Consider the following 26555-nt stretch of genomic DNA (forward strand, 5'->3'; position numbering starts at 1 on the left):
CAAGGTTACCATGGAGGGTGAGGCTCGAGCAGAAGCGCATGCGAAAGGACTGTCCATCGAGCGCTTACGCGATTATGACTATTTTGAGAGTTGAATTCTGAGCTTCTCGGCATCCCAATTGAGAAGTTCGGCAATTTCGGACTCTCTCAGTGTTGAGAGCACTGTATCAGTGGGCTGTCTTTTTATGACGTCGTAATAGCAAGTAAGTTGAGCACTCTTTGCCTTGCTTATTTTTTCACTTGTAAAGGTTCCTGCGCCTTTAATGAAAATAACGTCGGGGAGCTCTTCGTATGCCGATAGCTGGCGTTCAGCGTCCTCACGGCTCTCAAATATATGGGCTTGGGCGCCCATGAACACCACATGGTCAGGATAGAGAGCCCAGCTCTCTTTGATACGAGTGATGTGCTCCGGGTTTAATGAAAGCTCATGAAGTCTGATGTCCGACACAGGATTGTATGTTGCGCCGCACACTAGGCTTATAGGCAAGGGTACCTCCAAGGGGGCAAAGTGTGCTGGTTGAGTCCTGAAGAATTTCGTCAGATAGTTCAAGAGGTTATCTATTTCCTCTATGCTCTCGCCCCCGAGGATGACGCCGTGACTCTTTAAAAAAATGACACGAGTTTGATCCGAGTTTTCAAGTTGATCAGCAACGCCTTTCGCGAGATCGACCCCTGGTTTTAAATAGTTCACTACCCTTGCATTCAATGTGGTGTCGAGATCTGGATAGGCTGAAAGCTCGAATGTTTCACGCACTAAATGAGCAAGCACTTCCACTGCGTGCAGGTGAACGACTACCGGGTGTGGCATTAGTGCGTGAAGCAAAGTTTCAATCGAAGGCTTCAATGAACCTGGCTCGATCACTTGAGGCGTGATGCTATAGTTTTTGTTTTGCAGTTCTTGGGTGAGGTTCTTGAGCTCAACCTGAACGAAAATTTCGTCTGTCATCGCCTCAGCCAACCAGGTGCCCGACGCTTTAATCCATAAAGTAGCGTCTTCTTTCCAAGAGACGTTTCCTCCAGCGCCTTGAACCAGTAGCGGATTCTCACCGATCGTTGCGCAGAATTTTCGCACGGACTCATGCATGTTCATGTTTGTCCCTCAATTTTGAGATCAGGCGACGTAGCTCTTTGAAATCAGTGAATGCGGCGTCCGGAGAGTTCTCGCCAGTACCCATTGGGGTCCCGGTATGAATCTTTTGCAATGTGACCGCGTTGATCTGCTCGCGGCCACCTCGGATGTCGTTGATTGGGTTGTCGCCAATCATCCAGATGCAATTGCCTTTTGGACGCATTTTCTCCAGGGCAATCTCGAATGGTGCCGGATGAGGCTTGTCGTAACCTGCCTCTTCGCTGGTCACGATGTAATCAAAATAATGATCAAGCCCGAAGTAGACTACCTTGCGAAACTGAATCTGGGCCGTCAGATCTGTGACGATCGCAGTGGGTATTCCCATCAGTCTCAGGTCGTCAAGAAGGTCTTTGACCTCGTCGAATAGAACCGCATTGCTGAGAAAGGTACGCCAATACGTCTGTTCAAAATCGAGCGCCAGAAGGACTTGTGAGCCCAGTCCCATGATTTCCAGCATACGTTGAAGGTACAACAGGCGACTATGAGATGAAGCCGTGTGTTTGAGCCGGGTCTTCACCTGTTGACGAGCCTCCTTGAAAGCGGCGTCGAAAACTTCCGGTTTGATAGAGAAAGTGTTGACGACTTTATCCCGAATCGCCTGCTGGGCAGCCGCATGTGCAGGATCATAGGGATAAAGAGTGTTGTCGGTGTCGAACAAAATAGCGTCGGGAAGCCGGTCAAACCGCTCAGGTGTAAAAATTTTCACTATATAAACCGTTTCGTGAGTGCTTGATTGATGTGAGAGAGGGTGATCAATTGCATCAGCCCCATTACGCCATCCTGCCATTGGGGCGTCAGATCCAGAAACTCGAAGATCCTTGGACAGATCATCCTCGCTGCCATCTCAATATCCTGAGCAGAGGTTTCGCCTTCGATAGTCAGCTCTACTTGAGTCGCATCGTCATTGGTCGACATATCGACATGCAGCCCACAAACCCCGACCAGCACCCGGACCAGGGACATCTCGTTCAAGCCATTGCACGAACGGGCCACAATCTTGAAGTGCAGAAGACGTTCTATGTCTGCCCCATCGAGAATACGCGGGTGTATCGGTTGCAAGGACAATACGAGATCTGCATGTGCCGCCTGAGGGCGTATAAAACGCGCGGAATCGGGTTCTCTGCGAGCGAAAGACGAGAGCACCTTTTCTTCCGTATGTCCGCGCTGGTGTACATCACGTTGAAGCTTGAAATGGCGCCTCAAATCCTCATCGATATCCAAGTAAACACTCAAGTTGTAGCATTCGCGCAAGATCGGTAAGTACAGAGCGTGCAAACCACTTGCAATGATGAAGTCATTGCTGTTGATGACGAAGGGACGGCTCATGCGACCCGTATGGTGGTCATAGTGACGAGAGTGGATGGGTTTTGAGTCCGTCAGTGATATCAGATCATTGGCGAAACCTTCGAGGTCGTTGGCCATCGGGTTCAAGTGGGTCATCACTTGCCACATTGGTTTCTGACGATCCCATAGATGGTAGTCGTCGCCAGATAGCGTCGCTACCGAGTGGCCCCCGAACAGACCTTTGATGGCGTCTGAAAAGGTATCTTTGCCTGCCCCGGAATCTCCAGCCACACCAATGACGAAAGGCTTTCGACTCAGTCTGAAATAATCGTTGCGACTGACAGATTCACGCCATATACGAAGGGTCAGAATAATGCCCGTCGCAACCATGGCTGTATGAATCAGAGAAGACAACTTGCCGTTTAGCAACCACTGGCTGACGACTTGCGGTAACCAGGTCGCTTGCTGAGCGGCTACACCGAGATCAGAGATGATCAGCGCCGAGCTTGCGACGTAGAGCAGCGAAAAAACTCCGGTAATCACAATAGCAATCCGATCACTGGCTGCCTGGTAAGCTACCAGAGAAGGAATGACCCAGATAAACCAGCCAGGTGACGCAGGTGTCATGAGCACCACAAGTAAAAAAACGACGCCTAGTGTTGAGTGAAAGAGTTCAAAGTTAGGCCGTTTAATTCTCCATGTTGCATAAATCATCAATAAGTATGCAAGCGGTACGATGTACAGGAGGTTATTTTCGTTGATGCTGATAGTTAGCTTGTAGACCTTTTGAATTTCCGGGTTGTTGTAAAGCATGCTCAAACCGGAACTGAACAGAAGGAATGGCAATATCGTGACAAAGGCACCCACCGCAAGGGCGATTAGAAAACGCGGTAAAAACTGACGTAGTGGTCGGTTGTGTTGCAAGTAAACGAGGAAAAAAGGCAGGGCCAGTACCATACTGAGTTTCGCAGATACCGCACAGACAAATATCAGTCCCGCGATAACCAATCGGGCACGTTTGATAAAGTAGAGTGAGCCAGCAAGAAGAAGCACTGGAATCAAGTCGTTAAAGCCCAGTACATAGCTGCCCACTATCACTATGGGCGACAACCAATAGACTGCCAGCAGCAAGCGATCGCGATTTGGGATCAGTTTTTGCAAAACGATCAATAATAGCAGGTCGGTGCCAAACAAAGTCAGGCCATAACCCACAGAAAGCGGTATTGAAAGGAGCTTGCATAGCGCTATCAAAGGCGTGAAGGCTGTCCACATAACGTAACCATAGGGAAACGCAGCGATATCGCCACCTTGTTCAAGCCACGTAGCCCACGGGTCAATTGTCAATGTACTAACGCTGGTATCCAGAAAGGGCACATACCAATTTGTCATTGACGCGGGAGCGATACACAGTATGAGCAGAATGCGCAGTGCCAGACCGATCAGGAAGAGCGGGTGGATAAATAGCTTTGATTTCATGCCTTCGTCGCCAATTTTTCCCACAAATCAGGTCTTTTGGTGCAGACAGCTTCCGCAACAATGTTCCGTTCACTCAGCATGTTTATCAGTAACGGGATTTCCGACTCTGCATCCCGGCCTTGCAATTCTGGAGATACCAGGCACAGCTTAAAGCCAGCATTCTGCAAGCGCGTGGCGTCTTCATTACTGAGCGGAAAGCGGGAAAAACAGTCGACCCATACCCATTCGATTTTTCCGGCAAGTGTCAAAGCTGTTTCAATGGACTCAAACTCTGATACACGCACAGCACATCGGCGTTCACCCGCTTTGGACCACTTGATCAGGAACGGAAATGACTGATCCAGAAAGAAGTAATCCTCAATTGCCTTTTCTTTCATCAGCGCAATCAGGCGCGCCTCCAGTCCTTCTTCCTTCACGTTCAGAATCAGCGTACCGTGACGATAGTCATTAACCCACTCCTCGAACGACTCACCCTTTGTATAGGGGTCGTGGTGGATGACCAGCTCATTTCCGAAGCTGCGGATGTCGACTTCAATACCGTATTTTCCATCAGTGGCATTGAGTTCTTGGCGAGTGTTACGCCGATGCGAGATGAGCTTCATTTCCTTAGACTCTTTTTAAGTTGCAAGCTGAAATCGATAGTTCTGCGGATAAACTTTCTTTTAGCAGCCCAGTTGACGTTCCAGTGGGATACACCATGGTGGCGCTCACCAAAGCGAACCGCAAATCGATGAATTTTCAGTCCTTCGGCCTGTGCCAGATGGTAGGCATATAAATCCAGTGCAAAATCTGCAGGAGCTGACTCCCAACGCGCAAAGAAGTCTCTCGAAAACATGGTGGGTTGAGCGTTGATATCCCACATGGGTTTACCCAGCAGAATGGTTTCGAAGACGCTCATGCCAAACGTGAACGCGACGTCCGCTAAGGGGCGACCAAAGCGACGACCCTTGACGAAAATTTCCGGTCCATACTGATCAAAGATAGCTAGCCCACGCAGTGCGTCCATTGGATCGGTTTGTAGATCTGCGTGCGTCCATCCGAGAACGTCGCCTTCGGCCGCACGCAAACCACAGAGAATACCGTGGCCATATCCATGATTAACGTCGACTCGCACGCTTCTGCAACCTGGGTAAGCAGGTAGCAGGCTTTCCAGTACTTGCGGTGTGCTATCGGTCGATCCGTTATCGACCAAAATGACCTCTACGCCCTTTTGCGCAACCAGGCCTTTGCAGCGTTCAAGCAATAACGGCAAACTGGCCGACTCGTTATAGCAGGGAATGACGAGCGAGAACTTCATGACCTCTCCTTAGTAGTGTGCGCTTTGAACACATAGAGCTTCATTCCCAGAAAGTTGAGCGCGGCGGACATTGCCGTGGCGACCAGAAACGACATCTGGATTGAACCGGGCAAGGAGTGGAGCAGACTCAGGCACATCGAGTTTACCCAGACGTTGGCGCCCAAAGTGATCGCGTAAAGCGGTATAAAGCGCCATGCGCTCCCGGGCGCATGTTCCCTTTGATCAAACGTCCATCTCCTGTTTGCAACGTAGGCGAATAAGGTACCTGCCAGAAAACCAGCTGCTTTGGCCATGTCGATATCCAGTCGCGCGGTCCAGATAATGGCGCGGTAGGTCAGGAAATCGATGAGAACGGTCAAGATTCCAACGATTAAAAAAACCTTAAGCTCGCGGAGGATCATACGTTTGAGCCAGGGAGTTCGGGTAGTATCGCTTGGTAACGCGATTCCAGCTCTACAACGGCTTGCGGTGGAATTCGTGCGTCGTTCTGCAATCGATAAGGGTGGCTTGGCCATTTGTGAAAGCAGGATTGCCAATATTCAAACGTGCGCAGATCGTTCGGGGTGCCCCACGATAGAAAGCTATCTACCTCAAACAGCTCGCAACGCAGGCCTGTTTCAATTGCGTCATTGATAACAGAGTCAATATAAAACTCGCCGTTGATACGACCATCTCTCTGAATCAAATTAGAGATTGCCAAACGGAAGTCTTCTGCACGTCGGAAAGTGAATGTTCCGAGGATGATCGGGTCTGTTTCTGGAGACGCCAGTGGTGTCTTCACCGAAACACGAAGAATGCGGCCATTCTCCGAGTCGATCCAGCCGTACATTTGTGGCTGACGGATCGCATTTGCATGGCCTCTCACGCCCCAGACAATTACGTCCACTTCAGGATTGTCGATCAGGGTTCGAAACGCCTGTTCATCATAAAGAGCACCGTTATCACAGGCGCCGAAAGTAATAGGACCGTCAATATGCCCAATGGCGCTCTCAAGTGCATCAAGACCGAGTAACGCTGTGCAGGCCTGCCCCTGTGTAACGTTCGGAATTGTCTTGATTACCGTGCCAGGATACAGACCTTCAAGTTGCTCCGCGGTTTCGGCATATCCCGGCATGTCTTGGCGAATGACGAATGCATGATGTTTGGCTTTAGGCAAATCGTCGGTTGCCTGATTGACCATGGTTTTGCCTGAAACAGGTATCAGGGGTTTAGTCAGCGCATAACCTTCGTTGGCAAAACGTTGACCCATACCGGCCATTGGAATGATCAGCGCGCCGGCGGGTGGGGCAGAGAGAGGGGCGGACAGCTGGTTCATCTTTCTGAATGCTGTAGACCAGCCGTTATACTCTCTGACGTCATCGGGTGTGCCCCACTGCATGAAGTGCTGGAGCGGATAAACCATTACAGAACGGCTGTCGGCCAGTAACGGCTTGTAGGCCAGACTGACATAATATTCTCCATTGACGTTGAGTTGCTGGTCCATGGTTTGCCGGAACGCATCGATCATCGTCCTGCCTGAGTCGAAGTAATAGGTACCACTGGAAGCATACTCATCCATTCGATTATTGGTGTAAGGCTGTTTTTCCTGAATGTCCTGTACAGCGCCTAAAGTTTCTCGAATATAGGCATAATTAGTGCTGCCCAGCGAGTGGGGGTGGAATCCTTTGTAGGCAGGTATTGCACCGGCGCAGCCTGTGGTTTTTACAAAGCTCTTAAAATGCGGCCAATCCCAGTAACAGGTAAAGTCACAATAGTTAACCACGACCGGGCTGTCGAGTTTGATCAAGTGCTCAATTTGGCGAACAGCATAGACAGGCCCGAGTTTATGCGCAGGTATGCCGATGATTTTACCCGTCGGGCAAAGATTCTTCAGGAGCGACTCCATACGGTAGTCGGAGTTATCAAGATGATCCTGATTGCAAATAAAAATGACGTCCTGCTCACCAGGGAACATATCTAGAACATGTGCAATGATAGGCTTGCCGTCTATTTCAATTAGCGGTTTTGGAACGGTATAACCGGCACGGCGGAACCGTTCACCAAAGCCTGACATTGGAATGATTATTTGCAAGATGTCCTCGCCATGTACTTGGTTGATATCGAAAGCTACTAGGGGGCAGCACGCTTTGAAGTGTCGCGATTATACGTCTTGGAACGGCGCTTTAGAAGGCCTGTGAGTGGCCAAATCTGCCCGTTTCAGACGCGGGACGAGCTAGCGATGAACTGAGGTCCGGCTTCGACTCGTGGTTGTGGAAATCCGGTGACAGGAGCAATTCATTTGCCGTAGATCAGATTTTGGCATCCATTAATGCAAAGCCAGAGCCCGATTACTCCTGGTCTGCTTCAGCAAATTGCTTCGACTTGTGTTAGCCACAAGCAGGGTTGGCAGGTATCATCCCGCGCATCGCAGGGGGGATGAGCGCCTTGATCTGCTGCCCCAGAAAAGGGGGGCGGTGGACGGTGATGTCCTCAGCGAATAGGCTGCTCTGATTTTTTCGGAAGTTTTGTCTGATTTTCAACCAGGGAATTTTTTATGCAATCCGTAGAATCCCCAAATAGAAATAACTTCCTCGGGAGAGGCGCTATATTATTTTGGGCAGCAGTTTTATTTCATGTGGTCTATTTACTGGCCCTGCAACCTGGTTGGTTGTTGGGTGGTGCAATGTGGGCGGAAATGGGGCCTAATTATTTTGATAATGCGAACGCTCCATCGCTTTATCAGAATTTTTTCGCTGTGGACGCGGGGTACGTACCTTTACCGCAACGTATTGTCGCTTATATAGGTGCGTTGTTTTCAATTCCGGCAGTCTCCGTGCCGTATTACTATAGCTGGATGTCTGTTGCACTTATCTCTCTGTTAATCTGCTCTTTTTTGATCGAGCGGTTTCGAGCTGTTATCGAAAGCGACGGGTTACGATTGCTGGTTGTTATAGCTGTCTTGATGGTTGCTGACTTTGAAAGCCGTACGTTTATCAATTTTACTTATTTTTCGGTTTTCTTCATTGGCGCTGTAATCGCTCTTGCATTGAGCGATCGAAAAAATGACCTACCGCTATGGGCCTGGTTAGTACCCTTTCTATTCGTCTCGAAACCAGCGGTAATGACGATTCTCCCAGTATTGGTCTTCGCAGCACTCTTGAGGCCGGGACGTATAAGGGCAATTGCTGTCGTTTCTGTACTGTTTTGCCTGGTGCAGGTCGCACGGATGGTCGTAAGTGCGAATACCGGGTGGACGCCGCTGCAACACAGTGATAGTTCTTTGTTCTACAAAGGCTACCTGGCACTCGTTTATACGGTGACCTTGTTTGGACGTTTTTTACTGGGTCCTGACTTTCAGGCTGGTTTTGGCACATTTGCAGTGGTCGGTTCCCTGGTGTTGGCCATCCTCGGATTGGCATTTGCAAAGGTAATTAATGCCCGTCCTCTATTGTTGGTTGGGGTCGGCTTGGTAGCGTTCACGGCGCTTTTAAATTGTTTGGCGTTTAGTCTCGTCTGGACCGATTCCTTTCAGCCAGTAGTGACAGATTTCAGAATTTCCAGATATATACTGACTGCTTACATTGGGTTTGTATTTGTTGTCGCTGCCTGTGCAGCCATTTTGGCGTCGGCTGCTGCCAGGTTTCGCTTCGGGCGCCTGGCCGCCCTGGTGATTTTCTCTCTTTGGTTTATTGGCACTGGCTGGGCTTCCTATGGTACCAAGATCAGTCGTCAGTGGGTTGCTCCGGGTCTTGGAAACTCCTATTGGAAGGAGTTTTCGGGAGCTATTGACCAAGGTGTCACGCCCTTGTGCGTTCCTATTGATCCTTTTCCATGGCTGTACGGGAGAAACTGTGAGCGGTTAACGCCTTTGGCAGAGCAAAATTACGTATTAAAACAAATTAAAAAGAGCGATGAGGGTTACCTCTTGGAGGTGCCGATATCTGCGTCTGTTCAGAGCCGAAACCTGGTGTCGATCGCTTTGTTTATTAAGCCTGCCTCCGATTCCGATAGTGACATACGTGGCCGAGCACTGGTGGAGGATATGCAGGGGCAAGTGCATGAGCTGCACGCTCGCCGGGTTCTTCCAAGTACTGGGGGGCTGCTTTTGTTTACCCAGTTATCGGGTCAATATATTGAATCCTTCAAGCGAATTCGGATTGTCTTTGAGCAACCTGTCGATGTCGCATACCAGAGTAGCAATCAATCTCAGCCCTCGATTGTTCTGATGGGCACCAAGTACATGCCTGAAAGTATCGGAAATATATTGAGGCGGGCCGTCGATGGTGATGTTTCGGCTCAACTTGTTCTGGGGCGAATGTACAGTGAAGGGCAAGGTGTCGCCAAGAATCCTGGCGAAGGAGTGAACTGGTATATGAAAGCAGCTGCTACCGATAACGCTGAAGCTCAGTATTGGCTGGCGCGGGCCTATGATACCGGGATCGGGGTTGTTGAAAACAAGGTCGAAGCCAGCGTCTGGTATCAGAAGGCTGCGCTAAACGGCAGTCAAGATGCGGTAAACGCTCTTGAACGCCTGAAACCGAGGGCAAAATAGCCGTGTTGGGGGCAATGAACTTCTTGCGTGCCCAGCGATAGCAAATGCACGAATGAAGGTGTTTGTGGTTTCAAAGGGGCGTTCGGTATGCAGAGATTACTTTGCATACCGTACATTCCCTGATAGCGCTGACCAGGGTTTGTGGTGGTTTTATCGTATCCGATGCTTCGATGCCTGAAGCGAGCTGCAGTCGGTATGAGAATGCAGTTTATATGAAATATGCAAATCAGCATTTGTCTTTGCAAAAAACTTCAAGCACTATGCGCGTTATGCAAAAACGCAACGTATCCTCCGTCTTAAGAGCACTGCTCGATCAGCACGGGATCTCCCCCACGGAGCTCCACCGTCGCACCGGCGTGCCTCAATCCACGCTCTCGCGGATTCTCAGCGGGAAAATTGTCGATCCTTCGGATAAGCACATCTCGAAGATCGCCGAGTATTTCAACGTCAGCACCGATCAGTTGCGCGGGCGTGCGGATGTCGCGCCAGCGGCCGTCGGCACGCGCGCAGATGTGCATGCCGAACTCAAGGACATAAGCCTGTGGGATGACGACACGCCAGTCGATGATGACGAGGTGTCGGTGCCCTTTCTACGTGAGGTTGAATTGGCTGCTGGATCAGGAAGATTCGTCATCGAGGAGAGCGAGCGCTCTAGCCTGCGTTTCGGCAAGCGCAGCCTGCGTCACAACGGTGTGCAATTCGACCAGGCCAAATGCGTGACAGTCCGTGGCAACAGCATGTTGCCGGTTCTGCGTGATGGCGCCACTGTCGGCGTAAACGCCGGCAAATGCGGGATTGGCGACATCATTGATGGCGACCTTTATGCGATCAATCACAACGGCCAGTTGCGCGTGAAGCAACTCTATCGCCTGCCCACCGGCATTCGTCTGCGCAGCTTCAATCGCGACGAGCATCCGGATGAGGACTACAGCTTCCAGGAAATTCAGGAAGAGCAGATCGTCATTCTCGGTCATGTCTTCTGGTGGGGAATGTACGCACGCTGACCCCTTTCGATCCAACAGAAACCTGCCGCTCGGCAGGTTTTTTTTCGTCTATAGAAACCTCCCCAACCCTTGCCCCGCTTGGCTCTCATGCACGTACGCAAATTTAATGCATAAATAAATGCACTTATGCATTGACTGTGTATGCATCCATGCATATTCTTGCCACCAAGCCGCTCGACAAAGCGGCTGGCAAGACAAGCTCTTTGGTTCCACAAGAACAGGCAGCGATGAACCGGCCTCAACGGTTCAGAGGGTTGGCAACTGACCCGGGTGTGCAGCGTAAAGCACCAGAACCAGTTATCCGGCGGGCAGGGACCGCGGTCGGAAAAACAATCTGAATGGACTCGTACCGCGCCAGCAGCGCCGAAAAGTCAGCTTCCTTCTCGAACACAGGATTTGAAGGAAGGCGAAGGAGCGCATTACTCAAAGGCCCGGCGTGCGAGCGCCGGGCTTTTTGGAATGCCTGCCTCAAGCGAAACCGTTTGAATCCACCCCATCACTCATCAATCACCCACGGAGGCGTGACATGACAAACGAGCAACAAGCGTTGGCGGACATGCCGATCTGGCTGGTCATCCTCCTGGCCGTCGTCGGCGGGGTGTCTGGCGAAATGTGGCGCGCCGACAAGGAAGGCGCCCGCGGCTGGTCACTGGTACGGCGTCTGGCCCTGCGCTCAGGCGCCTGCATGATCTGCGGAGTGTCGGCGATCATGCTGCTGTATGCGGCCGGCATGTCGATCTGGGCGGCTGGAGCCTTTGGCTGTCTGACGGCGATGGCCGGCGCTGATGTCGCCATTGGCCTTTACGAACGCTGGGCGGCCAAGCGCATTGGCGTCTGCGAAGTACCGTCAGGCAATACCAACAAGGAGTAATACGCAATTACGACACATCTGAAAGGGAGGTCATTGCATGTTGAGCGAATTTCGCTGCGGCCAATGCAACCGTTTGCTCGCCCGAGTAAACGCAGTATTCCAAGTACAAATCAAATGTCCTCGATGCAGGACATTGAACTATGCCAAGGCTGAACGTCCTGGCACCCCGCCTGTGAGCGAACTGACAGCTTCAGACTGCAAACAATAACTTATCAAGCAATAGGTGAAGTTCTATGGCATCGCTACCTCGTTATCCGTTTACTGAAAATGGCAGTTCGGTTTTGCTACCGCTGCATGAGATGTCCGCCGGACAATATCTTCAATCGCCGGACAAGCGCTTCAAGCTGGATGTTCAGGCCGATGGCAACCTGGTGATCTACGATGGTGCCACTCCTGTCTGGGTAGCTACGGCCGGTCAACCGTATACCTCCGGGGGTAAGCAGATTGATAAATCAAAGATTTATTTCTATCTGATGTATTACGCGTTTCTCAACGATCCGACTCACGGACGGATGTGGGGCACTGCCAACAGTACGCCACTGAACAATGACATTTGGGGCGCTTATGTTCGCACCTATCTGCAGTTGCAGAATGACGGCAACCTCGTCGTAGTTGACTCCGTTCCGGTGTGGGCGAGCAACTCTGCCATCCCGATCAGTCCGGTGGTGGAATCTGTCTATATTCCCGCCGGTACCACGCTCGAAGTTGACCGACGGTATGTCGTGGGGGGAACGACTCTAGTCTTCCAGTCCGACGGCAACCTGGTGGTTTCGAATGGCCCGCTTGGTGTCCTGTGGGCGAGCTGGACTCAGAACAAAGGTGCCACCCGTGCAGTTATGCAGGAGGACGGCAACTTCGTTATTTATGACGCGAACAATACGCCACTGTGGTTTACCGGCACTGCTGGCAAACCGGGCGCCATGGCCAAGGTACAGGCTAACGGCAGTTTTTCGATTGTCAGCGAGAAACCGGTGTGGGCCCGATTCGGTTTTACCCCCACCATTTTGCCGAAGCGGGTTTACCAGTGGGATAACGGACCATGGACGCCGTTTATCGAGCGTCCAATCTGGTCGTTTTAAGTATTTCTGATGTCAGCCCCGAGTCACTTCGGGGCTGTTTTGTTTGATATTGAGTTGCCCACTGCCAAGCGGCATTTATTTTTTGAAAACAGCGATCGCTGCCTGACCAACTCGACGCGCCGCGCCCCAAACGCCTGAACCCCGCACAAAACCCAAAGTGGGTGCGGAGTTTTCGTCAATACCCTCCAACTCTGGAACACCCCCCATGAAGATCACCCCGATCCTCACGCAGTTGCGTGGGCAATGCCCTGGGCTTGCCAATCATGTTTCGGTGGGTGTCGATCTGGCGTTGCTGCAAGGCAACTCCGATCTACCGACGCCCTCGGCTCACGTATTGCCGCTGGCCGATCTGGCCAGTCCTGGCAGCGGCCAAAACCTCACCACCCAACCGATCCGCGACCGTTTCGAAATCGTCCTCGTGCTTGACGCAGCCGACGCGACAAAAGCGCTGGATCTGTTGCACGACCTGCGCGCTGAACTGTGGCGTGCGCTGGTGGGGTTCAAGCCCGATTCCAACTACAGCGCCATCGTTTATGACGGCGGTGAACTGGTGTCGATCAGCAGCAGCCGCGTGCTCTATCGGCTGCGGTTCTACGCCCAATTCCAGCTCGGCCGCAATTTGCCAGGGCAGCCTGCGGAGAGTTGGCACGAGCGCGAACTGGATGCTTTGTCGTCCTTTACCGGGATGACGGTGCGGGTCGATGCGATCGATCCGGCCGACCCCAACCTGCAACACCCGGGTCCGGATGGACGGGTGGAAATGACTTTCTCTGGAGACGTAACCCCATGAGCAACCGCATCACCGTAGTGCCGGCCGCCGGCCGTGTTGTACCTGACCCGGAGTCGGGCGACCTGCTGCCGGCTGCAGGCCGTGACGTGCCGGACAGCGCCTGGTGGCGCCGGCGTCTGGCCGATGGCGACATCACACTCAAGGCCGCAAAAGCGGCTAAACCACAGGGAGCCAAATAATGGCAATCGGATTCAGCAACATCCCGGCGGACATTCGTGTGCCGCTGTTTTATGCCGAAATGGACAACTCGGCTGCCAATAGCGCGACCTCGGCCATGCGCCGTTTGATCGTCGCTCAGGTCAACGACAATATCGCCCCGACTGAAGTCGGTAAACTGGTGCTGGTTTCCAGCGTGGCGCTGGCGAAGAACATCGGTGGCCAGGGTTCGATGCTCGCTTCGATGTACGAGACCTTCCGCAAGGCTGACCCGATCGGCGAGATCTGGTGCCTGCCATTGCACAACACCGAAGGCGCCATTGCCAAGGGCGTGCTGACTCTGACCGGCACCGCGACACAGGCGGGCATGCTCAACCTTTATATTGGCGGTGTGCGGGTGCAGGCCACCGTGGTCAACGGCGCAACCGCAGCACAAGCTGCCACCGCACTGGCGCAGAAAATCAACGCCAGCGCCGATTTGCCTGTCAGCGCGGCGGCTGCCGAAGGTATTGTCACCTTGAACGCCAAATGGACCGGCGACAGCGGCAACGATATCAGCCTGCAATTCAATCGTTTGGGCAAGAGCAACGGTGAAGAAACCCCGGCTGGCCTGACCACTGCGATCAGCGCGATGATCGGCGGCGCTGGCGTGCCTGATCAGATCGCTGCCGTTGCGGCGCTAGGCGATGAGCCATTCGAATTCATCGCCTTGCCGTGGTCCGATCTGGCCACCCTCAACACCTGGCAAGCGGTCATGGATGACAGCAACGGGCGCTGGTCGTGGGCCAAGCAATTGTTCGGTCACGTCTACAGCGCCAAACGCGGCACTGTCGGCACCCTGGTCGCCGCAGGCCAGGCGCGCAACGATCAGCACATGACCATTCAGGCGCTGGAGCCGGGCGTACCGCAACCGTTCTGGGTGCAGGCCGCCGCGCTGGCTGCGCGCACGGCTGTGTTCATCTCCGCCGATGCCAGCCGTCCGACGCAAAGTGGCAGCCTGCCGGGTGTCGACCCTGCACCGGCGAGCGAACGCTTTACCCTGACCGAGCGTCAGTCGCTGCTCAACTACGGGATCGCCACCGCCTACTACGAGGGCGGTTACGTGCGCATTCAGCGTTCGATCACCACCTACCAGAAGAACGCTTACGGCCAGGCCGACAACTCTTATCTGGACAGCGAAACCATGCACCAGTCGGCATTCATCGTGCGCCGTCTGCAAAGCGTGATCACCAGCAAATACGGACGGCACAAACTGGCCTCCGACGGCACCCGTTTCGGCGCCGGCCAGCCGATCGTTACACCGGCGACCATTCGCGGTGAGCTGATTGCCCAGTATGCCAAGCTCGAACTCGAAGGCCACGTGGAGAACGCCGAGCTGTTCGCCGAGCACCTGATCGTCGAGCGCGACGTGCAAGACCCGAGCCGCGTGAACGTGCTGTTCCCGCCGGATTACATCAACGGTCTGCGTGTGTTCGCACTGCTCAACCAGTTCCGTCTGCAGTACGACGACGCGGCTTGATATCCGCGTTTACCGTCAAGCATTCAGCCCACCGCGTGTGGGCTTTTTCATTCAAGGGAGTAACACCATGGGTCAACTGATTGCAGGCACCTGCTACGTCAAGGTCGACGGCGCACAACTGACGATCAACGGCGGCTGCGAAGCCCCGCTGATGGCCGTCAAACGTGAAACCGTCGTGCCCGGTTTCTACAAGGAAACCGACATCGCGCCGTCGTTCAAAGTGACCGCGCTGCACACCGCCGACTTCCCGCTGAAGAAGTTGATCGAAGGCACAGACATCACCGTCACCTGCGAATTCAGCAACGGCAAAGTCTACGTGCTGGCCGGCGCCTATCTGGTCGAAGAGCCTGTCTCCAAGGGCGATGACGCCACCATCGAATTGAAATTCGAAGGCATCAAGGGGACCTGGCAATGAGCGGCGCCGTGAAGCTTCAAGTAGCAATCGTAGCCCACGGCGAGCCCCTGACCGAACTCGAACTGCGCCGTCCGACGGTGCAGGAAGTGCGAGCGATCAAGGCGCTGCCGTACAAGATCGACAAGAACGAAGAAGTCAGCCTCGACATGGACGTGGCGGCCAAATACATCGCCGTGTGCGCCGGCATTCCGCCGTCGTCGGTCAACCAGCTGGATCTGGCCGACCTCAATGCGCTGAGCTGGGCCGTCGCAAGTTTTTTCATGAGTGCGGCGTCGGCGCCATCACCGACCTGATCGCCGTCGCCTATGACCTGGCCTGGTTCTGGAAGGTTGACCCCGAACAGATGATGGCCAGGCCACTGGATGTGCTCCGCGAATCGCTGGAGCACGCGCAACGGATCAATGCGATGCAGCAGGTGCAGTGATGGCGAAGACACAAATAAATGCGCTCCAGCAGAACATGCAGACCACGGTGAACATGCTGGTCGTGATGCAGGGTCTGCAGAAGATGGACACTGAAATGAAGGGCGTCCGAGGCAAGGTGGCGGCGTTCAGGAAAAGTCTGGAAAGCAGTTCGATCAAGCCCTTCGATTTATCGGGTTTCCTTTCCGGTGGCGGCTTGCTGAAACCTTTTCAGGAGGGACTGAAGAAGGCGATCAAGGCCGAAGACGAACTGGCGACCAAGAGCAAAAAGCTCAGCGTGCCGACCCTGGGCAAAGACGCGCTGATTCCTGCACCGTTGAACAAGCCCGTCCCGGCACAGGTGCCGGCGGTAGTGAAGGGGGAAACTTCGACTAATCTGGCGAAGTTCAACCTCTCCCTCGACAACATTTCATTGAAGATCGGGCAGGCTTTGCTACCCGCCGTCAATAGACTGGTAACGGCGCTGGTGCCGGTGGTGACTTCGGTCGGTGAATTTGTCGCCGATCACCCGCAACTGGTGGAAGGGCTGGCGGCGGCAGCGCTGGCGTTCACGTTCGTGACAACAGCGGCTGCCGGTTTCAGCGCCGTGCTGACGCTGCTCGCTTCGCCTGTCGGTCTATTTGCCGCCGCAGTTGCGCTGGCGGCCGGGTTGATCGTCGCCAACTGGAAACCCGTCTCGGCTTTTTTTGCTCGACTGTGGCAAGACATTGCGCCGGTCGTCATGCCGATGGCCAGTTTCTTTCGCACGATGTTCGGGTTCACTCCGATGGGCATGCTGATCAGCAATTGGGGACCGGTAAGCACGTTCTTTGCGGCGCTGTGGAACGTGCTCAAGGCGCTGGCTGCGCCGGTCATCGACTTTTATGCAACGTTGTTTGCGTATTCCCCGCAGGCGCTGATTCTGAAGAACTGGGCGCCTCTGGTAGGGCTTTTTGCATCGATCTGGGATCTGCTCCGAGCGGTGTCGGTACCGGTGGGCGCTTTTTTCCACGATCTTGTCGATTCCATCAAACTCCCCGTGCTCGCCCTGTATGCGGTGATCCGCGAGCAGTTGGGCTGGTCGCCTCTGGAACTGATCATTCAGGCCTGGGGCTCGGTCACGGTCTGGATCGAGAAGTGGAGCGAAAAGTTTTACCAGGCGCTTGCCCCGGTCCGGGCATTTTTCAACGGGGGCCTGGGTGAGCTCGCCGCCGAAGCGTCGGCCAAGGTCGATGTCTTTACCCACGCGCAGGAACGAACCAATGCCCAAGGCAAGGGGGAGTGGGCGCCAGAATTCTTTGGCTCCAGTGCGGATTCCGCTTCCACAAGTCCTGCGCCGATGGTGGCGCTGACACAGTCCTCGACTTCTCTGACGCAAACTTCGAGCAGCCTCATCCAGCAAAGCGCCGCCAACAACCGCACGCAACTCGAAGGCGGCCTGACCGTGCGCTTCGAAAATGCACCGGCCGGCCTGCGCACCGAACAACCGCAAACCAATCAACCGGGCCTGGCCGTGTCTTCGCGCATCGGCTATCGCTCGCTGTCGATGGGAGGTACCCAATGAACTGGCGTGACCGTTTATTGCCGGCATCCTTTCGCGGTGTCGGTTTCTGGATCGACCAGGCGAAGACACCGGTCGGGCGCAAAGGGCAGTTGCACGAATACCCGCGACGCGACCTGCCGTTTTTCGAGGACCTCGGCCAGCAGGCCAAGACCCACGATCTGACCGCGTTCATCATCGGCCCTGATTGCCTGAAGCAGCGCGACAAGCTGCTCCAGGCGCTGGAGCAGGGCCGTGGCGAACTCGTGCATCCGTGGCTCGGTCGCCTGCAGGTCAAGGTCGGCGAATGCGACATGACCCATACCCGCCAGGACGGCGGGCTGGTGACGTTTACCCTGAAGTTCTACCCCGATCAGCCGCTGCCGTTTCCGACGGCAACGGTCAGCACGCAGAAAGTGCTGTTGGTCAAAGCTGACGGTCTGCTGGGTTCGGCGGTGGCGCGTTTCGAGCAGGCGATGGCGCTGATCAAGGCAGCGCGGATCGGTATCACCAACCTGCGCAACAGCCTTACCGGCGTCTATGACGTGATCAAGGAACAGCTGAAACCGTTGATCGAGCAGTACCGGCAAATCACCGAACTGGTCAAAGCCGTGAAGGAGTTGCCCAAGGAAGTGGCGGCGGAATTCAAGGGTTTGCTCGGCGATATCAAGGAGCTGAAAGCGTTCGCCAAGGAAGGCTACCGAGGCGTGATTGCCGACGTGTCGCAGCAACTCGAAGCGATTCGCAAGGCCGATGCGCCGAAGATCACCACCGGCAAGGACACCAATGCCGCCGCGCAAGCGATGGCCGATCTGGTGCAGGACACGATGCTGGTCAAAGTCGCGCAGTGGGTGGCGTCGATGCCCGTGGCAACCACGCCGGTGAAACTGGCGTCGACACCCTCGGTGGCGCAACAGTCGACGTCGCCGGTCAGCCGTCAGGAAGTGCCCGTCAGCGATGACATGCAAGCCCTGCGCGCAGCGGTGACTGCCGCCATTGACCCGATGCTGGCGAAGGCTGGGCCCGCGCATTTTCAGGCAATCAGTGATGTCAAGGAAGCGCTGGTCGCTCATCTCAAAGCAGTGGCTTCATCGGGCGTGCGGCAAGTCAGCAAATCGTTTCAGGAAAGCTTTCCGGCAGTGGTCGTGGCCTACAAGCAGTTCGGCGACGCCACGCGAGTCGACGAAGTGACTCAGCGCAACGGAATTACCCATCCGGGGTTCTCCCCCAACGACGTGAAAGTCTCGCGGGAGTGATGCCATGAATGAGATGGACAATCACGTCACGCTGACGGTCAACGACATGGAATACGGTGGCTGGAAAAGCGTCGAGATCACCGCCGATCTGGAGCGCCAGTTCCGCACCTTCAAACTCGACATCACCTGGCAATGGCCCGGTCAGTCCGTGGATCAAAGGATCAAACCGGGCGACCCCTGCGAGGTAAAAATCGGCAAAGATCTTGTGCTCACCGGCTACGTGTTCAAGGCGCCGATCCGCTATGACGGGCGGCAGATCAGCCTGACCATCGAAGGCAGTTCCAAAACCCAGGATCTGGTCGATTGCGCCGCCCGCAATCTGCCCAGCCAATGGCAGCAACAGCCCTTGCTGAACATCGTCCGCGATCTGGCGAGCGAATATGGGCTGTGGGTCGTCAATGAAATCAGCGAAACCACACGCCTGACCAAACACACCATCGTGCCGGGTGAAACGGCATTCCAGTCGATCGACCGACTGCTGTCGCTGCTGCGGGTGTTTTCTACCGACAACGAGCTGGGCCAGTTGGTGTTGGCCAAACCCGGTAGTGCCGGGCGCGCCAGCGATGCGCTGGAGCTGGGCAAGAACATTCTGTCGGCCGATGCGCCGATGGATTTCAGCCAGGTGTTCTCCGAGTACCGGGTGATCGGCCAGCAAAAAGGCTCGGATGCGAAAAGCGGCGCGGCGGTCAGCGAAGTCGAATCGACGGCGGCGGATCTGAGCTTCAAACGTCGGCGCACCACGGTGATCAATGAAGGCACGCAACTGACCTTTGAATTGGCGCAGCAGCGTGCCCTATGGGAAAGCGCCACCCGCATGGGCCGCGCGCAGACCACCACCTATCAGGTGCAGGGCTGGCGGCAGAGCAATGGTGATTTGTGGCGCCATAACATGTTGGTGAAGGTCAAGGACCCGGTGCTCGATTTCGACGGTGACATGCTGATTTCCAAGGTCACCTATTCGTTGTCGGCACAGGGATCTGTGACCACGCTGCAAGTGGCGCCGCCGCATACCTTTGATGCCAATCCCGCCCCTGTGAAAAATCCCCAAGCCTGACACTAGACCCTGTGGGAGCGGGCTTGCGCGCGAAAGCGGCGGCAGCCTCGACATCGTATCGCCTGACCCACCGCCTTCGCGAGCAAGCCCGCTCCCACAGGATTGGCTGTGTCAGCTCAACCTCCAAGGAACTTCCATGAGCCTACTGACACGCCTGCTGGCGCGCGGCACTGTCGTGCTCGCCAATTCGGCTTCGAAACTGCAATCGCTGCAAATGCGCCTCACCGCCGGCGAGGTGAACGATGACCTCGAACACTTCGAACCCTACGGTTTCACCAGCCATCCGCTGGCCGGTGCTGAAGGGGTCGTCACCTTCATTGGCGGCGACCGCTCCCACGCCATCGCCCTGGTCATCGCCGACCGCCGCTATCGCCTGCAAGCACTCGCTGCTGGTGAAGTGGCGCTCTACACCGACGAGGGCGACCGGATTCATTTCAAGCGCGGACGGATCATCGACATCGAGACCGCCACGCTGAATATCCGCGCCAGTAGCGCGGTCAACTTCGACACGCCGGTCATCAACCAGACCGGCAAGATCGTTTCCACCGGTGATCAACTCGCCGGCGGCATCAGCCAGATCAAGCATGTTCACGTTGGCGTGCAGGCCGGTAACGGTCAGACCGGCGCGCCGGCTGGAGGCCAATGATGCTCATCAGCCAGAACCTCCACGCCGCACTGACCCGCGCGGTGCTCATCAGCCTGTTCACCTGGCGCCGCGCCGCCGATGACGATGCCCTCGATGACGAAGAGCGCTTCGGCTGGTGGGGCGACAGTTTCCCCACCGTCGCCGACGATCGCATCGGCTCGCGGCTGTGGCTGTTACGCCGGGTCAAGCTGACCCGGCAGACGCAAATGGACGCCGAGTTCTATGCCCGCGAAGCCCTGCAATGGCTGCTCGACGACGGCCATTGCAGCGCCATCGACATCATCAGCGAACGCCTCGACGCCCAGCGCCTGAACCTGCGCACGGTCCTGACCCTGGCCGACGGTGAACGTCTGGACATCAACCCCGATAACAGCTGGCAGGTGATCTATGCCGTTTGAAACCCCTTCGCTGCCGGTGCTGATCAAACGCACCCAAAGCGACCTGGCCGGCGATTCGCTGCGCCAGTCCGATGCGCAAGTGCTGGCCCGCACCCTCGGCGGCGCCGCTTATGGCTTGTACGGTTATCTTGACTGGATTGCCGAGCAGATTTTGCCAGACAAGGCGGACGAATCGACTCTGGAGCGCATCGCCGCGCTGCGCCTTAACCAACCGCGTAAAGCCGCGCAAGCAGCTACGGGCAGCGTCAGTTTCAGCGCCAGTGCCGGTGCTGTGCTGGATGTCGATACGCTGCTGCAGTCCAATGATGGCCGTACTTACAAAGTTACTGGTGCCCGCATCGCCGTCAGCGGCGCCAACAGCACCACGATCGCTGCGCTTGATGCAGGCAGCGTGGGTAATGCCGACGCCGGTCTGACATTGAATCTGGTGCAACCGATTGCGGGCGTCATCGGTAACAGCTTCATCGTTCAGCCACCTGGTCTCACAGGCGGCGTCGGCACCGAAAGCCTTGAATCGTTGCGCGCCAGAGTGATTCGCTCTTATCGGGTGATCCCCCACGGCGGCTCGGCGCAAGACTATGAAACATGGGCGCTGGAGTGCCCCGGAATCACCCGCGCATGGTGCCGTGGCAACTTCCTCGGCCCCGGCACGGTTGGTCTGTTCGTCATGCGCGACGATGATCCACAACCGATCCCCAACGAAGAACAGTTGGCTGACGTCGAGGCTTATATCGAGCCGCTGCGGCCAGTCACCGCCGATGTGAGGGTAATGGCGCCCGTGCAAGTGCTGGTCAAGTACACAATGCGCGTGACGCCAAACACCAGCGCAGTGCGCGCGGCGGTTGAAACCCAGCTGCGAGATTTGCACAACCGCGAGGCGGGGCTGGGCGATACGTTGTTGCTCAGTCACATCACCGAAGCCATCAGCAGCGCCACCGGTGAAAGCGATCACAGCCTCATCAGCCCCTCGGCCAACGTCACGGCCCAAAGCAATCAATTGCTGACGTTCGGGGGGTGCGAATGGCTGTCCTGAGAAGTGCCAGACAATACCGGCAACAGTTGCGCAGTCTGCTTCCCAGCGGTCCGGCCTGGGACCCGGAACGTGTACCGGAACTCGAACAAGTGCTTGAAGGCGTCGCTCAGGAACTGGCTCGCCTTGACGCCCGAGCTGCAGATTTGCTCAACGAGATGGATCCGGCTGGCGTCAGCGAGCTTGTGCCGGATTGGGAGGCGGTGATGAACCTGCCCGACCCCTGTCTTGGAGTCACTCCGCTCTATGATGATCGCCGCCTGGCTGTGCGTCGGCGGTTGCTGGCGGTGGGCAACCAGTGCGCCGCGTACTTCATTGAGGTCGCCCGCACTCAGGGTTATCCAGAGGCCTCGGTGACCGAACTGCGGGTTCCGCGCATGGGCCGTTCGCGGTTCGGCAGCGCTCATTTTGGCACCTGGAAAGGGCAATTCATGTGGATCCTCAACACCGGCGGCCGCTTGGCGATCGGACGGCGTTTCGGCGCCAGTTATTGGGGCGAACGTTTCGGCATGTACCCGGGCTCGGCCCTGGAATGCCTCATTCACCGCAGTGCACCGGCGCATACCCAGGTGTACATCAATTATGACTAAGGACTGAATAAATGGATTATCCAAAAAGCGTACCCAGCGTCGGGCTGGTGGATGGCAAGTTTGTCGATGAGAATCCGGTGGCAGGCACGCCGGGATCGTTGATCCCGGCATCATGGGGCAATGCGGTAACCGAAGAAATACTCGGCGTGATCAAGGGCGGTGCGCTCAAACCCGATGAGGCCGATGTCGGACAATTGCTGACTGCCGTGCGCAAAATCAATCAGGCGGGTCTCATCGATTTCGCCTTGGATACCGGCACGGCCAATGCGTATGCCGCGAACTATTCGCCGGCTCCCGCTACGCTGACAGACGGCATGGTGTTGCGCTTCAAGGCTTTGAATACCAATACCGGCGCCAGTACGTTTTCCGTAGCGGGGTCGGTCGCCAAACCGCTGGTCGGTCTTGACCATACTCCGCTTCGCTCCGGTGAAATCGTTGCGACGGGAGATGTCTGGGTGCAATGGAACAGCTCGCTGGGCAGCGGCGCCTGGATTCTGATTGCCAGTACCGGCGTGGCCAGACAATTGGGGGCCGATGTCGGCGACGTGAAAGCCGTCGCTACCGTAGATGCGCCCAGTGGCTGGCTCAAATGCAACGGACAGCCTGTGTTGCGTACCCAGTATGCCAATCTGTTCGCAGCAATCGGCACCCGGTTCGGTGCCGGTGACGGTGCCAATACCTTTAACCTGCCGGATTTGCGCGGGGAATTTGTCCGGGGTCTGGACGAGGGCCGTGGTGTCGATCCGGGCCGTGTTCTGGGTAGCAAACAGGCTGGGCAGAATGCTTCCCACGTTCACGATGTGTCGGCCGCAGCCGCTGGTAACCATGCTCACACGGCGCGCACTGATGCTGCCGGATTGCACGCGCACGGTGGCGCTGTGACGAGTGGAGGCGCGTTCAACATCGACACGGTCATGGGCGGGCAGGGGCAGATCAACGGCGGTAATACTGCGGGGTCGATCATGGGCTCCAGCTCGGCGCCCTTCATCAACCGTAACTTCACCACCAACGCTCCCGCGCACTCCCACGGCATCGTGGCGGACGGCAACCACGCGCATAACGTCGGCGTGGATGCCGCCGGGCAACATACGCATACGATCTCGATGGCGGCCTCTGGCGGCAATGAGGCTCGCCCGATGAACACCGCGCTGTTGTACGTCATCAAGTTTTGATCGCAGCTGTCCGGAACGCACATCAGGTGGACCGATCGTTGCGATAGACCCCTGAAAAATCCAGAAAGAAATGGCTGGCAAACATCCACTGACAGCCGTGATTCAATCGGGGCAAATCCAGGGAGGATCAAGCATCATGCAATTAACTGAAAAACACCTTATCGACATCATGCCCAACGCCCGCTCCCAAGCGGGCGTTTTTGTTTCGCCACTCAACGCCGCGATGGCCAGGCATCGCATCGATACGCCGAAACGTGTTGCTGCGTTTCTCGCACAGGTCGGCCACGAGTCCGGTCAATTGCGTTACGTGCGCGAATTGGGCGACAACCAGTATCTGAGCAAATATGACACCGGTACGTTAGCGCTACGTTTGGGCAACACGCCCGAGGCAGATGGTGACGGACAAAAATACAGGGGGCGTGGGCTTATACAAATCACCGGTCGCGCCAACTATCGACAATGCAGCCTCGGCTTGTTTGGCGATGAGCGTCTGTTGTCGTTGCCTGAATTGCTTGAGCAACCGCAATGGGCGGCCGAATCGGCAGCGTGGTTCTGGGCGCAGAAAGGCCTGAACGAACTGGCCGATGTTGATCAGTTCAACAGCATTACCCGGCGGATCAACGGCGGGTTGAATGGCTTGCAGGATCGTCTGGAAATCTGGGCGCGGGCGAGGGCGGTGCTATGTCCGGCTCCTGGCGGGTGATTGGCCTGTTGTTGCTGGCGGCCGCGGCTTTCGCTGCGGCGTGGCAGTTCCAAGACTGGCGCTACGGGCGGCAATTGGCCGAGCAGGCGCAGTTAAACGCCGAAATGCAGAATCAACTCACTCAGACCGCCGCGAGCGCGCAACAGGCCGAACAGGATAAACGTCTGGCGCTGGAGCAACGGCTGTCGGCGAGTGAACAAACCCATTATCGAGCGCTGAGCGATGCCCAACGTGATCAGGATCGCCTGCGCGATCGTCTTGCTACTGCCGATGTTCGGCTGTCAGTCCTTCTCGACGCCGGCGATGTTGCCTCAGGCTGCCACGTGCCAGCCACCGCCAGCGCCGGCGGCGTGGATTCTGCAACCGTACGCGCCCGACTTGACCCGGCGCATGCTCAACGAATTATCGCCATTACCGACACCGGTGACCGCGGACTGATTGCCCTGCAGGCCTGTCAGGCCTATGTAAGAGCGCTGGCGCCCGAACATCTTGAATGATTCTGTGTATTGAAAGCGCGTCCGGCTCGTGTACGGTGAAGGCATTCCACACGATCCGGAGCTCGCCGTGAAAGAGACCACCCAACTGGCCGCCGAACTGGGCCGACGTCTGCAAGTGCTCAATGCCCACGTCACTACCGCCGAGTCTTGCACCGGCGGCGGTATTGCCGAAGCGATTACGCGGATTCCGGGCAGTTCGGCCTGGTTTGAAGCGGGTTACGTGACGTACTCCAATCGGCAGAAAACCCGGCAGTTGGATGTGTCGGAGGAACTGTTCGAGACGGTGGGGGCGGTCAGTCGCGAGGTGGTCGAGGCCATGGTGCGCGGTGCGCAGCAGCACAGCCTGGCGCACTTTGCCGTGGCGGTCAGTGGTGTCGCCGGCCCCGACGGTGGCACGCCGAACAAACCGGTGGGTACGGTGTGGCTGGCCTGGGGTGTCGGCGACGCGGTTTATAGCGAGGTCCAGCACTTCCCCGGCAGCCGTGACGAAGTCCGCCGACAAACGGTGAAGGCCGCGCTAGAGGGCCTTGTGCGACTAGCGGCACGAGAAATCGAAAATCAGGGGTAGGCGATCTTCGAACGCTGTGGAATAATACTGGCTACTTATACAGGTGTTGGCCGTCAGGCCTTATTGATTACGTGAGGACTTTAATGGACGACAACAAGAAGAAAGCCTTGGCTGCGGCCCTGGGTCAGATCGAACGTCAATTCGGCAAGGGTGCCGTAATGCGTATGGGCGATCAGGACCGTCAGGCGATCCCGGCCATCTCTACTGGCTCTCTGGGTCTGGACATCGCGCTCGGCATCGGCGGTCTGCCAAAAGGCCGTATCGTTGAAATCTACGGTCCTGAATCTTCCGGTAAAACCACACTGACACTGTCGGTCATCGCCCAGGCGCAAAAAGCCGGCGCGACCTGCGCATTCGTCGACGCCGAACACGCCCTCGATCCAGAGTACGCTGGCAAGCTGGGCGTCAACGTTGACGATCTGCTGGTTTCCCAGCCGGACACTGGCGAACAGGCCCTGGAAATCACCGACATGCTGGTGCGCTCCAACGCCGTTGACGTGATCATCGTCGACTCCGTGGCGGCACTGGTACCCAAGGCTGAAATCGAAGGTGAGATGGGCGACATGCACGTCGGCCTGCAAGCACGTCTGATGTCTCAGGCGCTGCGTAAAATCACCGGCAACATCAAGAACGCCAATTGCCTGGTGATCTTCATCAACCAGATCCGTATGAAGATCGGCGTGATGTTCGGCAGCCCGGAAACCACCACCGGTGGTAACGCGCTGAAGTTCTACGCCTCGGTTCGTCTCGACATCCGCCGTACCGGCGCGGTCAAGGAAGGCGACGAAGTGGTCGGCAGTGAAACCCGCGTCAAGGTTGTGAAGAACAAGGTGGCTTCGCCGTTCCGTCAGGCCGAGTTCCAGATTCTTTACGGCAAGGGCATCTACCTCAACGGCGAGATGATCGACCTGGGTGTGCTGCACGGTTTCGTTGAGAAATCCGGCGCCTGGTACGCCTACGAAGGCACCAAGATCGGTCAGGGCAAGGCCAACTCGGCCAAGTTCCTGGCGGACAACCCGGAAATCGCCGCGAAGCTCGAGAAGCAGCTGCGTGACAAGCTGCTGTCGCCAGCGGTGATTGCGGACTCCAAGGCCTCGTCGGTCAAAGAGACCGAAGACGACCTGGCCGACGCTGACCTCTGATACCAGCG

29 protein-coding genes are annotated in these 26555 nt (G+C 56.1%); 22 read left to right on the top strand and 7 right to left on the bottom strand.

The genetic code is table 11. The features are described from left to right. Window positions 1–78 precede the first annotated feature (78 nt). The 7 genes from CXF97_RS08550 to CXF97_RS08580 are packed head-to-tail and all read right to left on the bottom strand — an operon-like array spanning window position 79 to window position 7256. Window positions 79–1089, bottom strand: a complete 1011-nt coding sequence (locus CXF97_RS08550) for a class II aldolase/adducin family protein (protein ID WP_101157907.1) — start codon at window positions 1087–1089, stop codon at window positions 79–81. Continuing rightward, complete coding sequence (locus CXF97_RS08555) at window positions 1076–1834, bottom strand: HAD family hydrolase (RefSeq protein WP_218239543.1); 759 nt, start codon at window positions 1832–1834, stop codon at window positions 1076–1078. Before CXF97_RS08555 ends, CXF97_RS08550 begins: the two co-directional genes overlap by 14 nt. After that, window positions 1834–3912 carry a hypothetical protein gene (locus CXF97_RS08560; RefSeq protein WP_218239544.1) on the bottom strand — a complete coding sequence of 693 codons (2079 nt, stop codon included), beginning with the start codon at window positions 3910–3912 and terminating at the stop codon, window positions 1834–1836. The genes CXF97_RS08555 and CXF97_RS08560 overlap by 1 nt, the downstream gene beginning before the upstream one ends. Beyond that, the gene (locus CXF97_RS08565; RefSeq protein WP_101157910.1) at window positions 3885–4490 is read right to left on the bottom strand and encodes a phosphatidylinositol-specific phospholipase C/glycerophosphodiester phosphodiesterase family protein; all 606 of its coding nucleotides are present in this window, start codon (window positions 4488–4490) and stop codon (window positions 3885–3887) included. Before CXF97_RS08565 ends, CXF97_RS08560 begins: the two co-directional genes overlap by 28 nt. After that, complete coding sequence (locus tag CXF97_RS08570) at window positions 4487–5185, bottom strand: glycosyltransferase family 2 protein (RefSeq protein ID WP_101157912.1); 699 nt, start codon at window positions 5183–5185, stop codon at window positions 4487–4489. The genes CXF97_RS08565 and CXF97_RS08570 overlap by 4 nt, the downstream gene beginning before the upstream one ends. After that, entirely contained in the window at window positions 5182–5700 is a 519-nt protein-coding gene (locus CXF97_RS08575; protein ID WP_101157914.1) for a GtrA family protein, read from the bottom strand. The genes CXF97_RS08570 and CXF97_RS08575 overlap by 4 nt, the downstream gene beginning before the upstream one ends. Further along, window positions 5583–7256, bottom strand: a complete 1674-nt coding sequence (locus tag CXF97_RS08580) for a sugar phosphate nucleotidyltransferase (RefSeq protein WP_101157915.1) — start codon at window positions 7254–7256, stop codon at window positions 5583–5585. The genes CXF97_RS08575 and CXF97_RS08580 overlap by 118 nt, the downstream gene beginning before the upstream one ends. Window positions 7257–7718: 462 nt before the next feature. Between CXF97_RS08580 and CXF97_RS08585 the strand changes: the two genes are divergently transcribed. The 22 genes from CXF97_RS08585 (at window position 7719) to recA (ending at window position 26547) form a co-directional block, all read left to right on the top strand. After that, window positions 7719–9716, top strand: a complete 1998-nt coding sequence (locus tag CXF97_RS08585; protein ID WP_101157917.1) for a tetratricopeptide repeat protein — start codon at window positions 7719–7721, stop codon at window positions 9714–9716. 260 nt (window positions 9717–9976) lie between these two features. Further along, window positions 9977–10720, top strand: coding sequence for an XRE family transcriptional regulator (locus tag CXF97_RS08590; protein WP_101157919.1), 744 nt, complete (start codon window positions 9977–9979; stop codon window positions 10718–10720). A gap of 526 nt (window positions 10721–11246) precedes the next feature. Next, window positions 11247–11591 (top strand): phage holin family protein, encoded by a 345-nt coding sequence (locus CXF97_RS08595; RefSeq protein WP_071174554.1) that lies wholly within the window; start codon window positions 11247–11249, stop codon window positions 11589–11591. Between the two features lie 37 nt (window positions 11592–11628). Next, a complete protein-coding gene (locus CXF97_RS08600) occupies window positions 11629–11799 on the top strand; it encodes a Com family DNA-binding transcriptional regulator (RefSeq protein WP_101157921.1) in 171 nt (56 codons plus the stop codon). 25 nt (window positions 11800–11824) lie between these two features. After that, window positions 11825–12670 carry a putidacin L1 family lectin-like bacteriocin gene (locus tag CXF97_RS08605; RefSeq protein ID WP_101157923.1) on the top strand — a complete coding sequence of 282 codons (846 nt, stop codon included), beginning with the start codon at window positions 11825–11827 and terminating at the stop codon, window positions 12668–12670. Between the two features lie 205 nt (window positions 12671–12875). Beyond that, a complete protein-coding gene (locus CXF97_RS08610; RefSeq protein WP_101157925.1) occupies window positions 12876–13460 on the top strand; it encodes a hypothetical protein in 585 nt (194 codons plus the stop codon). Further along, on the top strand, window positions 13457–13639 hold the full coding sequence (locus tag CXF97_RS08615) for a DUF2635 domain-containing protein (protein WP_101157926.1): 183 nt from the start codon (window positions 13457–13459) through the stop codon (window positions 13637–13639). Before CXF97_RS08610 ends, CXF97_RS08615 begins: the two co-directional genes overlap by 4 nt. Next, a complete protein-coding gene (locus CXF97_RS08620; RefSeq protein ID WP_101157928.1) occupies window positions 13639–15135 on the top strand; it encodes a phage tail sheath subtilisin-like domain-containing protein in 1497 nt (498 codons plus the stop codon). The genes CXF97_RS08615 and CXF97_RS08620 overlap by 1 nt, the downstream gene beginning before the upstream one ends. Before the next feature lie 67 nt (window positions 15136–15202). Then, complete coding sequence (locus CXF97_RS08625) at window positions 15203–15550, top strand: phage tail tube protein (protein WP_007908779.1); 348 nt, start codon at window positions 15203–15205, stop codon at window positions 15548–15550. Then, window positions 15547–15843, top strand: a complete 297-nt coding sequence (locus CXF97_RS08630; protein WP_101157930.1) for a phage tail assembly protein — start codon at window positions 15547–15549, stop codon at window positions 15841–15843. The genes CXF97_RS08625 and CXF97_RS08630 overlap by 4 nt, the downstream gene beginning before the upstream one ends. A 130-nt stretch (window positions 15844–15973) precedes the next feature. Then, complete coding sequence (locus tag CXF97_RS08635) at window positions 15974–17515, top strand: phage tail protein (RefSeq protein ID WP_101157932.1); 1542 nt, start codon at window positions 15974–15976, stop codon at window positions 17513–17515. After that, the gene (locus CXF97_RS08640; RefSeq protein ID WP_101157934.1) at window positions 17512–18747 is read left to right on the top strand and encodes a DNA circularization protein; all 1236 of its coding nucleotides are present in this window, start codon (window positions 17512–17514) and stop codon (window positions 18745–18747) included. Before CXF97_RS08635 ends, CXF97_RS08640 begins: the two co-directional genes overlap by 4 nt. A gap of 4 nt (window positions 18748–18751) precedes the next feature. Then, window positions 18752–19801 carry a phage baseplate assembly protein gene (locus CXF97_RS08645; RefSeq protein WP_101157936.1) on the top strand — a complete coding sequence of 350 codons (1050 nt, stop codon included), beginning with the start codon at window positions 18752–18754 and terminating at the stop codon, window positions 19799–19801. A gap of 136 nt (window positions 19802–19937) precedes the next feature. Then, window positions 19938–20447, top strand: coding sequence for a phage baseplate assembly protein V (locus CXF97_RS08650; RefSeq protein WP_101157938.1), 510 nt, complete (start codon window positions 19938–19940; stop codon window positions 20445–20447). After that, the gene (locus CXF97_RS08655) at window positions 20447–20845 is read left to right on the top strand and encodes a phage GP46 family protein (RefSeq protein WP_101157940.1); all 399 of its coding nucleotides are present in this window, start codon (window positions 20447–20449) and stop codon (window positions 20843–20845) included. The genes CXF97_RS08650 and CXF97_RS08655 overlap by 1 nt, the downstream gene beginning before the upstream one ends. Next, a complete protein-coding gene (locus CXF97_RS08660; protein WP_101157942.1) occupies window positions 20835–21878 on the top strand; it encodes a baseplate J/gp47 family protein in 1044 nt (347 codons plus the stop codon). The genes CXF97_RS08655 and CXF97_RS08660 overlap by 11 nt, the downstream gene beginning before the upstream one ends. Further along, entirely contained in the window at window positions 21866–22465 is a 600-nt protein-coding gene (locus CXF97_RS08665; protein ID WP_101157944.1) for a YmfQ family protein, read from the top strand. The genes CXF97_RS08660 and CXF97_RS08665 overlap by 13 nt, the downstream gene beginning before the upstream one ends. An 11-nt stretch (window positions 22466–22476) precedes the next feature. After that, window positions 22477–23637, top strand: a complete 1161-nt coding sequence (locus CXF97_RS08670; RefSeq protein WP_101157946.1) for a tail fiber protein — start codon at window positions 22477–22479, stop codon at window positions 23635–23637. 136 nt (window positions 23638–23773) lie between these two features. Beyond that, window positions 23774–24340 carry a glycoside hydrolase family 19 protein gene (locus tag CXF97_RS08675; protein ID WP_101157948.1) on the top strand — a complete coding sequence of 189 codons (567 nt, stop codon included), beginning with the start codon at window positions 23774–23776 and terminating at the stop codon, window positions 24338–24340. Continuing rightward, entirely contained in the window at window positions 24319–24837 is a 519-nt protein-coding gene (locus tag CXF97_RS08680) for a lysis system i-spanin subunit Rz (RefSeq protein WP_101157950.1), read from the top strand. Before CXF97_RS08675 ends, CXF97_RS08680 begins: the two co-directional genes overlap by 22 nt. Window positions 24838–24904: 67 nt before the next feature. Next, complete coding sequence (locus CXF97_RS08685; protein WP_101157991.1) at window positions 24905–25405, top strand: CinA family protein; 501 nt, start codon at window positions 24905–24907, stop codon at window positions 25403–25405. An 83-nt stretch (window positions 25406–25488) separates the two neighbouring features. Further along, window positions 25489–26547: a recombinase RecA gene (gene recA, locus CXF97_RS08690; RefSeq protein WP_101157952.1), complete on the top strand. Its 1059-nt coding sequence runs from the start codon at window positions 25489–25491 to the stop codon at window positions 26545–26547. The last annotated feature ends 8 nt before the right edge of the window (window positions 26548–26555 follow it).

Origin of the sequence: Pseudomonas sp. Choline-02u-1 (assembly GCF_002836515.1) — a bacterium.
In the GTDB taxonomy this organism is placed as follows: domain Bacteria; phylum Pseudomonadota; class Gammaproteobacteria; order Pseudomonadales; family Pseudomonadaceae; genus Aquipseudomonas.